The organism is Dyadobacter sp. NIV53 (genome assembly GCF_019711195.1).
Classification (GTDB): domain Bacteria; phylum Bacteroidota; class Bacteroidia; order Cytophagales; family Spirosomataceae; genus Dyadobacter.
Genome location: NZ_CP081299.1, coordinates 918,664 through 933,630, shown reverse-complemented (window position 1 = coordinate 933,630; position 14,967 = coordinate 918,664). Strand labels below are relative to the sequence as shown.

Genomic DNA, 14,967 nt, shown 5'->3' with positions numbered 1-14,967 from the left:
GGAATTCTTAAAAAGTGATGCTAATGGCCATCAGGGTAGCATTTAGATGACTTTTATCCGCTTTTTTCTATAAAAAATGTATCCGGATCAAATCTTTGACACCAATAAATCCTTACCCAGATGTTACAACTTTGCAATAGTGTTCTGGATCATATTCTGAAAAAATGGCCGGAAGCAGAATTATATACACACAACAGTTTGGTGTTGCACGACATGGAAGTAACTGTTACGCTTCCAAATCGCTGGTTTATTACCCTAACAACATCAGGCCACCATGTTTCAGCCATAGTTTGCCGGATCACCAATCCTGTAAAGGACAATAAGCAAGGATTTGAATATGTTAATGAATTTCAGGTCTCAATACCGGAAAATGATAGGGGATATGTCACAAGTTATACTGACCATACGGATGCCAGTCAACTGGTCAAATTTCATTGGTCGCTGGATGATCTGATAGATAATTTAGCGTTGGACTCTCATTAAATTACTGGTTTTGATATTATTTTGCCAAGCAGTGAGTTTATGCCGTTTAGCGGCTGCCTGTTTGTCGCAATCGGGTTAATCAAAATCCACAACATGCCATAGGTATGCAAAAATTGTTATCAGGTAGAACGGTTCAATTCTTCATTTTCTATTGATTAATTTGTTCCAAATATTTATTAATATTTGCCAGATAATCAATTAATTGGTAAAAGTGCAGAGTTGTGCAGCGCGGCTTCCAGTACAGGAGTCAAAATCATTACTGTCAGTGGCTTTGGCAGATAGCCCAGTACTGCGGTATATGTCTGTGCCTTGGCAATATCATCTGGATCCAGGGAAGAACTGACAATATAAATTGATGGATAATAATCTTTGATCTGAAGTGCCTGCATCATTTCCAGAAATTTCCATCCGTTGGCAACAGGCATATTGATATCCAGCAAAATTAATTCGGGAAGCGTCAGGATATCTAAATGCTGCTTCATAAATTCAATTGCTTCCTGACCGTTACAAAAAAGTATTATATCAGAATTTGCAACAGTTTTTTGAATCAGCTTTTGGGTGAGAAAGCGGCAGATCCACTCGTCATCAATAACATATATTTTCATAGCTATAAAATTAGTTTTAATCTATAATGAATATATTCATCTAAAACCAAGCCATTTGATAGAATTAATTCTATCAAATATTAATTGTGTCTATTTAAGATGGAATTAGGCTGTTATTTTCGGCCAGTATTATTAATCTCGAAAAATGAACTGGTACTGGAAGAGAGAATGAGGGGTATATTACATCAAAGTGCCTCATTATGAGTAACTAAATAAATGTGTTTTTGCCCGGAAACAATTGAAATAGTTTTGGATGTTTTGCTTCGTATGGATCCCACCCAAACGTATAATTTTGAGACCTATTCAGTTTTGGTATATAAACCCATGTTATTAAAAAAACCGGGTCGCAATACCGGCATTCTGGAAATTTGCTGTTATAATTCTAAGCTGTTTTTTATCGATGTCAAATTATTATTTGTAAAAGTTTTCAATTAGAAACCATTACATTAATTACTTCCAGTTTAGATACTGACTTTACCTGAACCAAATATTTTCCAGCCGGCAGTTTCAGGGATGAAATATCGGCTTCCACAGAAGTGGCATTATTTTTGAGCAATGCCGGATTTATAAATAATGTTTTTCCGCTCATATTGGTCAGCATTAGCTGCGTTGGCCCTTTGTGAAGATCCGATACCTGTATGGAGAAACGGTCCCGTACTGGGTTGGGATAAATGACAGATATATTATTAGACCTCTTTCTGACCGGTGTTGTCATTGCTGCTATTCTTGCCGCCTGGCCGGTCTGGTTTACAAGTACAAGCTGAGGTGGATTGGCTGCATTTTCACGGCTGTTGAAGAAAAGACGGATGTTCTGGCTGGTTGGATTAGTCAGAAGGAAACTGGCGGTTTTATCCCCATCAAGCTGGGTTTTGACAAAGTCAGTCACATCGAGTTCATAATAACTTAACTGGCTGTTGACGGTAACCGAGTCAAGGACCGGGCCGTTTCCGGAAGGTGCATTTAGCCAGTTAATACCTGTTTCGGTCCAGCTGTCGTTTTCTACTCCTGTTGCTGCGAGGATAACATTTATATTGTTTTCTAGATTATGACCATAAATCCTGAGTTTGGCCGAAGTGAAATCATTGACGCTACTGAGCGGGAATTTCAGGTAAGTTTTTCGCTGATAACTGGGAAGGCTGCTCGCTTTAATACCCAACTCCGGCTCAGTTCCAAAATTGTTTGTCTCCAGTGGCACATTGCGCACATAAGCATCTGCAACAGGAGAAATGACCACATCCTCTTTCGCAGATGGAACGTATTTATAGAGCTCATTGCCGGATTTACCGTTATCAGCAGCCAAAAACAATTTATTTCCGATCACTGCCATTTCATAAAATGCTGTATTTCCATCGGGATTAAAATCCGTAATTATGTGCGTACCCGCTTCCGTTCCGTCACTTTGCCAGAGTTCAACACCGTTGTCCTGGTCATACATGGAGAAGTAAAAAAGATTTCCAAACTTAACCGAAGGTGAAAGGGTGAATCTTGCGGGTGTACGGCCCATAGTTGTGAGCATTTTGGTACCTACCGGTGTTCCGTCCGTCACCCATAACTGATCCCCGGTTTCCTTATTATATGGTACAAACAAAAGTTTGCCATTCAGTTCCTCCTTTATACGAATGGTAGTTTGTTCCTCATATGAATCTTTCGGTACGTATGCATCAAATGAAGCAAGCTGGAATGTACCGCCAGTAGTACCATCCGTTCTCCATAGTAGATCCTGGTTGGTGTCAGGATTATATAACGTGAAGTAAACCAGGCCCATGGCTGCGTATAGCCTGCACCTTTCCAGATGCCCGCCGGGAAATAAGTTCTTGATCAACGATGTACCGCCAGCCGTTCCGTCCGTCCTGACCAGTGGATAACCAGTAGTATCGTTAGTTATATAGTACAGAAAATTTCCAGAGGCGGCGATCGTTTCAGACTTATAAAGAAAATCTCCGCGACTGGAAGTTACGTCACGCACGACTTTTGTGCCTTCCACTGTACCATTGCTTTTCCAAAGCTCCACGCTGTTGACGCCATCTCTTGCACCGAAGTAAAGTTCGCCTTTGAATGCAACCGGACTGAACTGGTAATTTTGTTCAAATGTACCGATCACGGTAGTTCCTTCGGGAGTTCCGTTTGATTTCCAAAGGTCCATTGTTTCGGAAGTGAAATCATTAGATCCAAAAAACAGCGTACCGTTTGCATTGGTCAGGCCTGCCACCGCCCCAAAACCTGCTGACCCTTTGCCGGCAATGGGAACTGTTCCAGCCTTAGTCCCGTCCGTTTTCCAGATATTATTGCTCCGCTGGAAAAATAGTGTTTCGTTTACCGGAATCAGTTCGCTGATTGCACCGCCATAATTTGGTTCCTCTTCGATTGGAATCTGTTCGGTCCCTTTTTCTGTACCATTACTTTTCCAGAGCTCGTCACTGTTCTTCACATAAAACAGCGTTGCGTTTACGTTGGTAAGGTATTCGGGAGGAGAATATTCGTATGAAATTGATGGGCCTTGTAATTTGAAAGTTCCGCCTTCTGTGCCGTCACTCTTCCAAAGGTCATATTCGCTATCTTTTGAAACGGTGATAAAATATGCTGTACCGTTCACATCGGTTAAATTCTGAGGTGAAGAACTCGCAGTTGAGCTCTTGCTGGTAATTGCCTTTGTTCCTGAAATGGTCATGTCGGTTTTGTACAGATTTTCACCGTTGCTTCCATTTCCAATAAAAAAGACTTCATTGCCAACCCGGCCTTCAACCTCAACCCTGAAGGGCGCCAGTCTCTGCGTCCCGCCTTCTGTTCCATCCGATTTCCATAATTCGTTGGATTCAGGTCCAGCCGGAAACACGATCTGGTTACCTACTGCGACCAGATCATTCTGGCCTGCGAAAGTATATCTGCTCACTTCAATATCGCTGACCTGAACAGTTCCGGGCTCACTTCCATCGCTTTTCCATAACCGCCATCCTGACGGGGATTGCGCTTTGAAAAATAGTGTTCCGGCTACATTTGCAAAAGCAGTGGGGTCCGAGTCTTTTGTTCCCTGATAAATATCCTTTACCAACACAGTACCTTCCGCTGTACCATCAGACTTCCAGAGCTCTTCGCCGCTTTCTTCGTGATTTGCTGAAAAGTAAATAGTCTGCCCCACAACAAAAGGCCCTCGAAGCCAATAAAAACCATCTTTGACAATTGTAATGGTTTTTCCGTCGGTTCTGTAAAGGCTGCCTTCTTCGGGAAAATACATGTAGCCACCAAGTACAGCCCTTTGAAGTATGCCTCTGGTCAAAGCTGGCCCTGGGACGGTCCCTGCTTCGGTTCCGTCACTTTCCCACAAAACAGCCGGTGAATAATTTTCTTCGTCGCGTATAACAAAAGAAAGTTTTCCATTGAAGTCAAAAAATTCAAGAGGGCCGGATTCACCAGTGGTGGAAACACCAAAATCCTTTACCAGAACTGTCCCTTCGTTTGTTCCGTCTGTTTTCCAAAGCTGCCGCCCGTTCGGTTCCCCAGCACTGGAAAAAAATATAGTTCCGTTTACATTTGCCATATCCCACCAGTATTCCGAACTGGAAAAGGCAATTTTATGGATCGGATAGGTACCTTCTTTTGTACCATCACTTCGGAACAGCCAGTTTTCGTTATCCACTACCATCCTGAAACATACATAGGTTCCGGCACTGGTCAGATAGGAGGGGTCAGAGGTATTATTTAGCTGATAGTTGTCGGTCAATCGGATCGTGCCTTCATTGGTTCCGTCACTCCGCCAGAGTTGAAACCCATTCGTGTTGTCACCCGCAATCATGAAGAGCATATTGTTGGCTACCGCTTGTCCGCGAAAGGAAAGCCCGAAACCCGTTGGTGATACATTAATGTCTTTAACCAGTTCGATTTGCTGAGCCGTAAGTATGCAAGGCATAACCAAAACGGCTAAAAAAAACAGAAGTTTTTTCATGTGACCTAAGTTGAGACTTATGAGCCAAATTATAATTCCTATGTGAATTTACATATAAATTAAATTTTAGATAATAAAAAATCAAAATAGTTATCTTTCGATTTATCAGCTGGTTAACAATGAAATTGCAGGCTTTTGCGTAAAAAAACAGGGGGAAATAAATAGTTCCAAACAAGAAGTGCTCGTTGTCTGGTTGATGAATAGCCGACGATCTGTCGGGGAATGTTATACCTACCGGTTATCCTTTGAGAGAGATACTTTTAGTAAGTAATCAGGATGATATGGCGGACTGATAAAACTGGTTAATCTATGGAAGCGACGTGATTTTTGGTTTGATCCTGCAAAGTCCAGGCGAATGATAAGCTAACCGGATGATGGTCCGACAGCGGTATGCCGGTCGCAGTATTAAAAAGTTGGCGTTCGAGCTTATATTCCGAAGGTTTTAGCAGGATTTCGTTGCTGCTGCGATAAAGTATTTTATCAATTGTTTCGGTCGAAGCATTCAGGCCAAGGATATTTTTTTCCGGAGTTTGTGTAAGTGCTATCGGCATGCTGCCATTATTTTGCAGCGATACCCATGTATCAGTAAGGGAATTATCAGTTAAAAGCGTATTTAGATTGTCGTGATAAAAACTGTAATGAGCATTTAAATCACCCATTACAACAACGGCATGTCCCTGAGAATGCGTTTTGATATAATCCGAAAGCTGCCTGATATTATTCCTTCTTGCCGCTGCCGCTTCCGTATCGTTAAATGCATTGGCATGTACATTATAAAAATCTATAAAATGATTTCGGGCTATTTCGATCCGGGAATAGCTGAATCCTTTTGGGGTCAGACAATCTGCTCCGGTGCAATCCTGCCAGCTGATACGGGTTATTTCAGTGACCGGATATTTTGAGAGCGTATTGAGTCCATCTCCAAAAGGCACATTTCCTTTGGTAACCGACCGGAAAGGGTGCATGTTTTCAATGCTGTATAAATCGTCATTATAACTGAAATCTTCCTGAACGTGTACTATATCGAATGCGTTTAACCTTTTCCCTATTTCCGTTATACTGGATTCTCTTTCGGTCATTGCGCTTGAAATAATGCCGGGTAAACCTGCAATGTTATAGGTGATAACAGAAAAGCTTCCGGAGCTGGAAGTATCGGATAAAAAAGCAAACTGCATGGATTTGGCGAAAGCACTGAAATCACCGGTAGATACAGAACCTGCGCGCAGGCAGAAAAATATAAACAGTACAGAAAGTGTCTGTTTTATGTAGCGGTTCTTTTTATTTGAAACGGTTAGCATATCAATGTGTTGGTCTCCCAAAAGTACATGCCGGGTATGATCTTAATAATTCCTGATTGTTAACATATTATTAGCTTTAAAAGGCTATATCGGTAGTGGCTCCTATTTGTGCTTACAAAGTTGAATTTCTATAAAGAAATAACAATTTTTTAATATGATTACTAATTGAAAAATCTATATCATTGTTGGAAAATTGATATATTAAATTTATGAAATTCTGTTTATTATTCTTTGTCTTTCTTTTGGCTTTCTCTTTTTCTTACAGTCAGGTTTTTGTGGGCAATGTTGATATTAATCGGGATGAGAAAATTAAGGTCATTGAGGTGATGGTAGTGGACTGGACACTCAGAAAAAATGTAAGGGTGTTTGTAGATTATGGCCAGAAAAGTAATTTAAACGCTGCTAATCTTGCTAACAATTCTGAGAATCAAAAAATTACAGATCCTGTTAGCGGAAAAGAAAAAGTTTTTGTCTCGGCTGCTTCCTTGCTCAATTTCATGGAAAGTAACAATTGGGAACATTACAATTCTGTAATACAGACCGAGTCAAACAGCAGCGCGTTTTTCTATTATTTCAGAAAAAAATGTAATGAAGGATTATTAAAATTATTTCACACACAACCATTTTTAGGGCATGGAAGAGCAGGTTTCAAATATTGAACAAAGTGCGGATACACAAGGATCAGATATTTTTCTGGGAACTGATCTTTTTGACGAAGTGATCGGCTCGCTTTCACAAATTTATTTCCGTCTGTGGAATGTTGAAAAAATGAAGTGCCACGCCAATCCTGACCTTATAAAAAGATATTATCAGCGTTACCAGCAAATCTCGGCCCTGAAAAAACGTTTTCCGGTCAATAGCCGGAATCGACGCGATAAAGCCGCAATTGTCTACGGATTGGAACTCAAATTAGCCAGAATAATTTTACAGCGGGAAGCCGATTTATAATTCTATCTGACTGGCAAAGATGTTAACAGAAATTTAGAGAATCCGGACGCCGTAAATTATAATTTAATAAATTCTACACGCCTGTTATTGGCTTTTCCGGCTGATGTATCATTGTTGTCCACTGGCTCAGATTTTCCTTTTCCATCACTTTGTAACCGCGAAGCATCAATACCGAAAGTAGTTGTCAGCGCCTGCACAACGGCAAGAGCCCGGCGTTTGGAAAGTTCCAGATTGGCATGATCATCGCCGTCCGCATCCGTATGGCCAATAATCTTAACCTTTACCGCCGTATTTTCTTTAAGCAGTTGAGCAATATCCTGTAAACTTCCATAAGACTGAGGTTTTATCTGGTCACTGTTCACATCGAACAAAATGCCGTTTGTGCTGAACTTCCCCTCATTCATCAGCTTACTGCGCAGGTTCGGAGCACCTACTGCAAGCCTGATATTACTCATGAAAAATGCTCCTTCTTTGGAATCATATTCAGGATTGCTGGATGAAAATACGAGCGAGTTCAGTGTTGCATTGGCGTCAAGCGCCCTGGGCAGATCCAAAACCTTTGTACTGTCAAGATAAACCCGGATACGCTGTTTTTGCCGCCAGATTGATATTTTTACTGAAGGCTTTTCCGGTGTATGAAATTCGGGTATGCCCGATTTTGACTGACTGCCAATAAGGTTAGTTGAATAGTACATTTGTCCTCTTGACGAGCCGGGTTGAAAGTTCAGCTGGAAGTTGGCAACACCCGATGCATGCAAGCCTTCTCCTAATCTGAATTTCTCATCTGTGTCTTTCGTTTGCAGCAAACTGACCATCCACTGGCCAATAGCGGCTACCTGCTGATTGGCCAGCAAATCTATCTGTAATGTAAAATTTTCAGGCAGGTTATCCGTAATATATTCAGGATAAAACACGCCGGTCTGTGCCAGACGAAGCCATTTTCCTTCACGGGTATTGATCGTAACCAGTTCTGCCCCGGAACGGGTGTTCCAGTTTGATGGAAAATCCCCCAGCGATTCCTTAGAAAAATCTTCCTGAACAATCACTTTTTCACCAGCGATAAAGTCAAATTTGGAATAGGAATTGATATCCTGAATGGCAACATTTTTAGGGGCTGAATTTTGGGCTGTACTGGCCGGTACAGGACTTCCAGTTGTTTCTGCCGGACTGTTTTGCTGAGTGGAAGAATCCTGAGTCGCAGGACTGTCTTTAGGCTTCTTTTTTCAGTCGCTTTGTCTATCGACTGGTCAATTTTCTGATCTATTTTCTGATTGACTTTTTGCTCAACCCGGTTCCGGACACGATTCAAAAGCTGGGCTCTGCCTGGATTTGCATACATGCTAACCAATAAAACCAAAAGAAGTTTTTTCATTTCAAATTGTTAAGTTTCAAAACGAGTCATAGCAAAAATTCTGCCAATGAATTTCGTGACAAAGCAGATTAAAATTGCTGGGATTACCAAATAAATAAGCCCCTATTATCTCTGAATGATCATATGATGTTGCCAGAATGGATATCACGGGTTTGCCGCAACCGTAACTTATAAGTTTAATTTTTTTTGCATATTTGAACCGGAGGGGAGACATTTCTTCCGGTTTTTTATTTGATAGCCTTGATATTCAGCAGGAATAATTAGAAATGAAAAATTGCCTTACATTAATTCTGATCTTACATAGTTTCATCTCTTACTCACAAACTTTAAGAAAAAGAACAACACTGCTCATGGGAGGCCGGTTTGAAATTACACTTGTTGCCAAAGATTCTTTGACAGCCGAAATAAATATTGATACCGTCATTCATGAAATAACCCGGATTGAAAACCTGATCTCTGACTGGAAACCAACTTCCCAAATTTCTCAGGTGAATGCAAATGCCGGAATCATGCCCGTTAAAGTCGATAAAGAGGTTTTTGAATTAACAGAAAGGGCACTTGCACTTTCCCGGCTTACCAATGGCGCGTTTGATATCAGCTTTGCAGCAATGGATGGGATTTGGAAATTTGATGGATCTATGACTGCTATGCCGACGCCCGAAGAAATTAAAAAATCTGTTGAAAAAGTGGGTTACCAAAACATTATACTGGATAAAGAGCGCTCGACTGTCTTTCTTAAAGTGGCAGGCATGAAGATTGGTTTTGGAGCATTGGGTGAAGGTTATGCCGCCGATAGATGCCGGGATATGATGCTTGCCCGTGGAATAAATGCCGGTATTGTCAATGGCACCGGGGACATGAATACGTGGGGAAAGCAGCCTGATGGCAGCGACTGGGTAATTGGTATCAACGATCCGATGCATCGGGACGAAATTTTTGCTGTGATCCCGCTTAGTCAGGGTGCTGTTGTTACCTCTGGAAATTATGAAAAATTCGTCGTTTTTAATGGCAGACGATACTCGCACATTATTAATCCGGCCACCGGTTATCCCGCAACCGGTTTAAGCAGTGTTACCGTTTTCGGCCCGAGTGCGGAAAAGGCAAATGGTTTCAGTACTTCTATCATGGTTTTAGGAAAAAATGCTGGTTTGGAACTGATAGAGCGTTTTCCTGAATTTAAATGTGTGATGATAGCTGATGATGGTAAAGTTTTTACCTCCAAAAACTTCGATATTTCTAAGTACAAGCAATAAAATAGGGCAGGAGATTCAATAACAATCCATCAATACCTGTCCGTGCGACTGGTAATAACTCACACTTTTTCCCAACCTGGTTTTACAAATATTTTCCAGTAATTCTACTACATTATTTTGCATCGATAATGATCCGCAAAGCATAATTACACCCTTGTTAGCAAGTACGTTAGCAACCAAATCAGTATCCTTTTCCAAAAGATCTGTCACATACTCTTTTTGTCCTTCCCGCGAGTAGGCCAAATTCAGTTTGCTCAGCTTTTTGTCCTGTAAATTTTGCTCAATGGCTTCTTTATATATGCCAAAAGAAACTGCATCGCGAAAACCGCAATACAGGTGGCAGCTCGTATCACCGGTTTGCTGATCGATCATGCCCAGAAAAGGCGCAATGCCGGTCCCATTCGAGATCATGATCACGGAGGTTGCTTTTCTTGGGAAATGGAAATGTTCATTTTTGTCAATCCGGGCATTAATGGCATCTCCTGTTTTAAGACCATAAAGATGTTCGGAACCCAGGCCATTGGAATGTAATTTGACACTGAGCTGTACATTATTGCCAACTTTGCCAATGGAATAAAGCCGTTCACGATGATCATCCGCCGGGTAAATAGCCAGCAGATCACCGGATGTAAATTCTACTTCCGCATTAGTTTTAAAACGGATTAGAAAAGCTTCCCCGGCAGAATAGACCACCGTTTTGCTTACAACAGTTAAAGCGTGCGGACGTTCATGTTTTGGTGTTATCAGCTCTGTGGAAACCGCCAGCGGAATATTCGCATGCTGTGACCAGGTTGTCGCCCACTGACTGAATTCGTCGGGCGAACGGTCATTTACCGTATGGATTTCCAGCATAGGAACTGCCCATTTCTGTTTTGCAAATATGTTATCTACTTCAAATGCGAATTTGCAAAAATCGGGATAACCGTGTGAACCGAAGCCTACTACCGAAAAGTAGACAGGCTGCAACTGACGGTGTTTTTCTACTGATTTTTCAAAACCGGCAGCATTGGTTGGCGGATTACCAAGCCCATAAGTGGCTGTCATGGCAATGATATGAGAAGCTTTTGGATAAACTTTGTAATTATTCAGTTCTGTAACAAAAGCGGTCTTGCCACTTGCCGTCAGTTGCTGATGAATAGCGTTTGCGAACCTGAATGTACTGCCATTTTCAGAACCGACCAGAATGATGAATTCGCTCTCTTCGGCTGTAAATTTATTCCTGGTTCTTCCTGCTATGCGCTTTAAAGTAATAGCAAAGCCGGAGTAGATAAAAAAGAGAATATTAGCTGATGCAACCGCCAGGATAATTGCCCAGATACTGTTTGTTCTTCCGGTATGCAGGTCAAGGCTCAGTTCGGTAAGTAATATAGTCGACGGGTATTTAACTTCACTCAAAATCTCACCAGTAATCTGGTTCACAGTCACTTCCCGGTCTTTCAGCTTTAATGTATAATAGTCCTCCACATCTTCCGAAAACGGAAATTCAATAGTCTGCACTTCCGATAAATTGACCAGCTTAAAGATCTCAAAATCAGCAGGATTTTTCTCAGGGTCAGACTTAAAAGTGTCAAAGTCAACCTCGGAAGAAAGTTTTGGCGTTTCAATAAACCCGAATCGCGCGAGGGATAAATAGGTGCCTGTTAAAGCAATTAAAAAAATGGGAATGAGCGACAACCGGCCCAGGACCACATGGTAATATTGCGCGAAATTATCCCTTACGATTTTTGTAAAAAACCGTTTTATACCGCGTTGCCTTTGAATAATGAGTATAGATCCGGAAACGGTTATCAGCAGCAATAAAAATGCTGTCAGCCCGATAAAAAACCTTCCTGTTTCATGTATAAAAAGTGACCGGTGCAAAGCAGTGACCCACTCGAAAAATTCACTTTTCGGTGCGGGAATACCCAGGATTTTTCCCGTCAGCGGATCGATATAAGCAGACAATTCTTTGCCATCATTATCGCTTCCTTTAATCTGCACAAACTGGTTCGCGTCTACTGACAGCTCACTTATTCCTGGATGTTGCTTTCTTAATACAGGAAGTGTTTGAGCGAGCCTGATCTCATCAAAATGTTCAACTTTGTACGGCTGAAATTTTTCCGATATGGGCTGAAACGACAGTATGATGCCGGTAACAGAAGCCAGTATGATCAAAAGAAAAGAAGATACAGCCAACGCTAAGTGGCTGTATCTCCATATTGAAATAGTCATAAAATACTCGGAAATTTAATTGGGGCTGAACCGGACGTAGCGGATGAATCCGGTACCTTCGCTCTTGGCGGAAAGGCCTTCCGTGGTTAAAGGAATTTCCAGATCTTTGACGTGATATTCTTTATCTTCTACGGCACTTTCAAATCTGATTTTATAACCGGCATTGATTTTTGCGCTTTCAATTTCTATCACATTTACGCTGCGATCACCGCCTGTAACGGATGCGCCGGTAATTGCACTGATATTCGCAGGTTTTTTGGATTGAAACTTATGCCATTCTTTTATACTGTTGTACCACTTCTTATCAGGGCCAAGTACGTACAATGTTTTTTCGTAGGCATTTTTACTGTTGATCAGGGAAATGACAATATATGCACCTTCGCCCATGTAATTTGTCATCTGGATCACGCATTTGTATTTGGCCGTACCTGCGTTTTGTGCAAATGTAGTGGCAGGACGAGCGACTATTAGCGCAAGAAATACAAACGCTGTTTTAAGTAGATTGGACATGAAAATTATTTCAGGAAATTAACAGTTACATTGTTTTTAGATAGTGATTCGTTTTCGCCGGCAAGGTCGAAAGCAGTCTCTTTGAAGTTCGTTTCTATCTCTTTTTTGGCACCAACAGACAAAAGGTATTTCATCATGGTATCGTCTTTTGAGATCATCGCCGCACGGTGCAATGCCGTAAGGCCTTCTTTATTTTTTGCATTAATGTCAATTTTAAACGCTTCCAGGCGCTTCAATAAGGAAAGATCATTTTTGGCAACTGCCAGATGATACAATGTGTTGCCGTTACTGGCAGGCTCTTCCACTTTGAAACCTTTATCCTGCAACACTTTCAGCTTGGCCTCAAATTCAGGCACTCGTTGCGCGTTGTAAGATTGAACCAGATAGAAATCAAGATTGTCACCATTTTTGTCCGTCGTTTTGATATCGGCCCCTTTGCCAACCAGATAACCGATCACTTCCGGAGAATTACTGCGAACCGCCATAGCCAATGCGCTGACACCTTTCGAATTACCCAGGTTAATATTCTTCACATTTGAAAGCAACATTCCCAATGTAGCCGTATCGCGGTTACTGGCAGCAGCGTTCATGAACACCGTATTTCCGTCTTCGTCAGCCTTATTTACATCAACGCCTTTTGAAATAAAATACTTGATGATTTCATCCTGTTTTGGCTTGCGTACGATTGCATGCAACGCATTTTCACCACTTTTCCCGATTACAGTCGGTTTCAAATTCAGGCTCTCTAGATATTGATATACTTCAATCGGGTTGGCACCACCGCGTGAACCTTGCGCAGCCATCAATATCGCATTTGAATTTGCCGGAACCCCTTTTTGTAAAAGTGTTTTCAGAATGTCAATTTTGCCGGCACGGGCAGCGTAGCTGAATGCATTATTACCCGCAGCATCCGTACTTTTCAGGTCGAGGCCTTTTGAGACAAAATAGTTGGTCAGTGCCAGATCCTTGTCATTGGCTATTCCAATCAAAAGCGCATTTGCACCATCATTGTTCAGATCCTTTTTAAGATCAGCTCCATGCGCCAGACAAATATCATACACCCTGGTATTCTGCTGACCGCCGCCGGCCGCGAAGTTGATCGGTGTAGCTCCATGACCATCCACATAATTTCCTTTGGCTCCTTTTGCGACCAGATATTCCATCAGTTCAACATTGCCTTTCATTGCCGCCCAATGCAAATAAATCCGGCCATCATGAGTCGCCTTGTCAACGGTATTACCCGGCTGGGTCATCAGATATTCAATGGTAGGATTCGGTGCCCCGGCATTAATTGCCAGAACCACAGGATCAAATAAGTTACCATTAAACTGTGAAGGATTGCTGCCTTTTTCGATTTCAGCTTTAACTGCGGTCACGTCCGGAGAAGTTTTCCAGAACGATTGCTCCAAAAGTACATTTTGCTGGGCTTTTGTTTCAATTGATGTCGCAATCGATATGAATGTACAGATGGCGATAAATATTTTTTTCATATTAATAAGGTAATTATTCGGATAGGCCTGCAAGAAACAGGCTGGCAAAGTACGGTTACAAAACTAATAGGATTTAGTCTAAATAGTGTTTAATTCCATAAAATTTAACATGATTTTAGCTTGATTTGGACATGAAAGACCTTGTTAACCTTTTATAAAAGTTCACCTGATCAAAGTTATCAGCTGTGATTATGATGTAAGTCCAATCCGGAAATTTTTGGATGCAGTCATTTAATTATTTTTGGCATAATTATTCTCATAATTAATCTTAATATATTCTTACATTTTAATGCGTTCGCAAACATTTTAACTCTATTTTAATTTCGATTTAATACTACGCTAACTAATGATAGCGCTATTTGTACCTGAGTTAACAGGAGTACTTATTAATTCACCCCTCGTCTTTATTTAGTTGTGCGGCCAATGATTAAGTTATTAAGATTCTTATTACCAATTTGTATTCTTCTGTTAAGTGGATTTTTTCCGCAGAAAGGACATTCGTATAATGAATCCGTTGGTTTTTCTCTGGTACAAAATGCTTATCGTCTGGCTTTTGATGGCAATATCAGAGTACAGCAATGCCAGGACTTAATTTTTAAGTCAGCGTTATCCAATCTGGAAGGGGAAAATGGAACCAATCATACGGCCAATCTTGAAGAAAAAGAAGATGAACTGGTATTTTTCAAAAAGTATACGGATATCAGTAATGGTTTAACAAGTACATTTAACACACAAACGCCGAGCTATTTTAGTCACTTCATCAAAAGACCCTTATTTTTAAATAAGCATTTTTCTTATTTTCCATATTACAAGTTTCTTTATCTCAAATTCAATGTACTCAGGATTTGAGATTAATG

General features: G+C 41.1%; 13 protein-coding genes. 5 read left to right on the top strand and 8 right to left on the bottom strand.

What is annotated here, in order from left to right; translation table 11 throughout:
• The first annotated feature begins 120 nt into the window (after window positions 1-120).
• A complete protein-coding gene (locus KZC02_RS03735; RefSeq protein WP_221392881.1) occupies window positions 121-483 on the top strand; it encodes a hypothetical protein in 363 nt (120 codons plus the stop codon).
• A 194-nt stretch (window positions 484-677) separates the two neighbouring features.
• On the opposite strand, the gene KZC02_RS03730 is transcribed toward KZC02_RS03735, so the two are convergent.
• The 3 genes from KZC02_RS03730 to KZC02_RS03720 all read right to left on the bottom strand — a co-directional run bounded on the left by KZC02_RS03730 (window position 678) and on the right by KZC02_RS03720 (window position 6,326).
• Window positions 678-1,088 (bottom strand): response regulator, encoded by a 411-nt coding sequence (locus KZC02_RS03730; RefSeq protein WP_221392880.1) that lies wholly within the window; start codon window positions 1,086-1,088, stop codon window positions 678-680.
• 427 nt (window positions 1,089-1,515) lie between these two features.
• Complete coding sequence (locus KZC02_RS03725; protein ID WP_221392879.1) at window positions 1,516-5,028, bottom strand: ELWxxDGT repeat protein; 3,513 nt, start codon at window positions 5,026-5,028, stop codon at window positions 1,516-1,518.
• Window positions 5,029-5,330: 302 nt separating this feature from the next.
• Window positions 5,331-6,326 (bottom strand): endonuclease/exonuclease/phosphatase family protein, encoded by a 996-nt coding sequence (locus tag KZC02_RS03720; protein WP_229253980.1) that lies wholly within the window; start codon window positions 6,324-6,326, stop codon window positions 5,331-5,333.
• Between the two features lie 209 nt (window positions 6,327-6,535).
• Between KZC02_RS03720 and KZC02_RS03715 the strand changes: the two genes are divergently transcribed.
• Complete coding sequence (locus KZC02_RS03715) at window positions 6,536-6,985, top strand: hypothetical protein (RefSeq protein ID WP_221392878.1); 450 nt, start codon at window positions 6,536-6,538, stop codon at window positions 6,983-6,985.
• The gene (locus KZC02_RS03710; RefSeq protein ID WP_221392877.1) at window positions 6,960-7,274 is read left to right on the top strand and encodes a hypothetical protein; all 315 of its coding nucleotides are present in this window, start codon (window positions 6,960-6,962) and stop codon (window positions 7,272-7,274) included. Before KZC02_RS03715 ends, KZC02_RS03710 begins: the two co-directional genes overlap by 26 nt.
• A gap of 56 nt (window positions 7,275-7,330) precedes the next feature.
• Here the strand turns inward: KZC02_RS03710 and KZC02_RS03705 are convergent, their stop codons facing one another.
• Together KZC02_RS03705 and KZC02_RS03700 are read right to left on the bottom strand one after the other, a co-directional pair.
• Window positions 7,331-8,320, bottom strand: coding sequence for an OmpA family protein (locus tag KZC02_RS03705; protein ID WP_221392876.1), 990 nt, complete (start codon window positions 8,318-8,320; stop codon window positions 7,331-7,333).
• Window positions 8,317-8,646 carry a hypothetical protein gene (locus KZC02_RS03700; protein ID WP_221392875.1) on the bottom strand — a complete coding sequence of 110 codons (330 nt, stop codon included), beginning with the start codon at window positions 8,644-8,646 and terminating at the stop codon, window positions 8,317-8,319. Before KZC02_RS03700 ends, KZC02_RS03705 begins: the two co-directional genes overlap by 4 nt.
• A gap of 266 nt (window positions 8,647-8,912) precedes the next feature.
• On the opposite strand from KZC02_RS03700, the gene KZC02_RS03695 reads away from it, so the two are divergent.
• Entirely contained in the window at window positions 8,913-9,899 is a 987-nt protein-coding gene (locus KZC02_RS03695; protein ID WP_229253979.1) for an FAD:protein FMN transferase, read from the top strand.
• A gap of 15 nt (window positions 9,900-9,914) precedes the next feature.
• Here KZC02_RS03695 and KZC02_RS03690 read toward each other — a convergent pair whose 3' ends face one another.
• From KZC02_RS03690 to KZC02_RS03680, 3 genes are read right to left on the bottom strand one after another with little or no spacing between them, the layout of a single operon-like run.
• The gene (locus tag KZC02_RS03690; RefSeq protein WP_221392874.1) at window positions 9,915-12,110 is read right to left on the bottom strand and encodes a PepSY domain-containing protein; all 2,196 of its coding nucleotides are present in this window, start codon (window positions 12,108-12,110) and stop codon (window positions 9,915-9,917) included.
• Between the two features lie 15 nt (window positions 12,111-12,125).
• A complete protein-coding gene (locus tag KZC02_RS03685; RefSeq protein ID WP_221392873.1) occupies window positions 12,126-12,620 on the bottom strand; it encodes a DUF2271 domain-containing protein in 495 nt (164 codons plus the stop codon).
• Between the two features lie 5 nt (window positions 12,621-12,625).
• A complete protein-coding gene (locus tag KZC02_RS03680; protein ID WP_221392872.1) occupies window positions 12,626-14,110 on the bottom strand; it encodes an ankyrin repeat domain-containing protein in 1,485 nt (494 codons plus the stop codon).
• A gap of 423 nt (window positions 14,111-14,533) precedes the next feature.
• On the opposite strand from KZC02_RS03680, the gene KZC02_RS03675 reads away from it, so the two are divergent.
• A complete protein-coding gene (locus tag KZC02_RS03675) occupies window positions 14,534-14,959 on the top strand; it encodes a hypothetical protein (RefSeq protein ID WP_221392871.1) in 426 nt (141 codons plus the stop codon).
• Window positions 14,960-14,967: the final 8 nt, after the last annotated feature.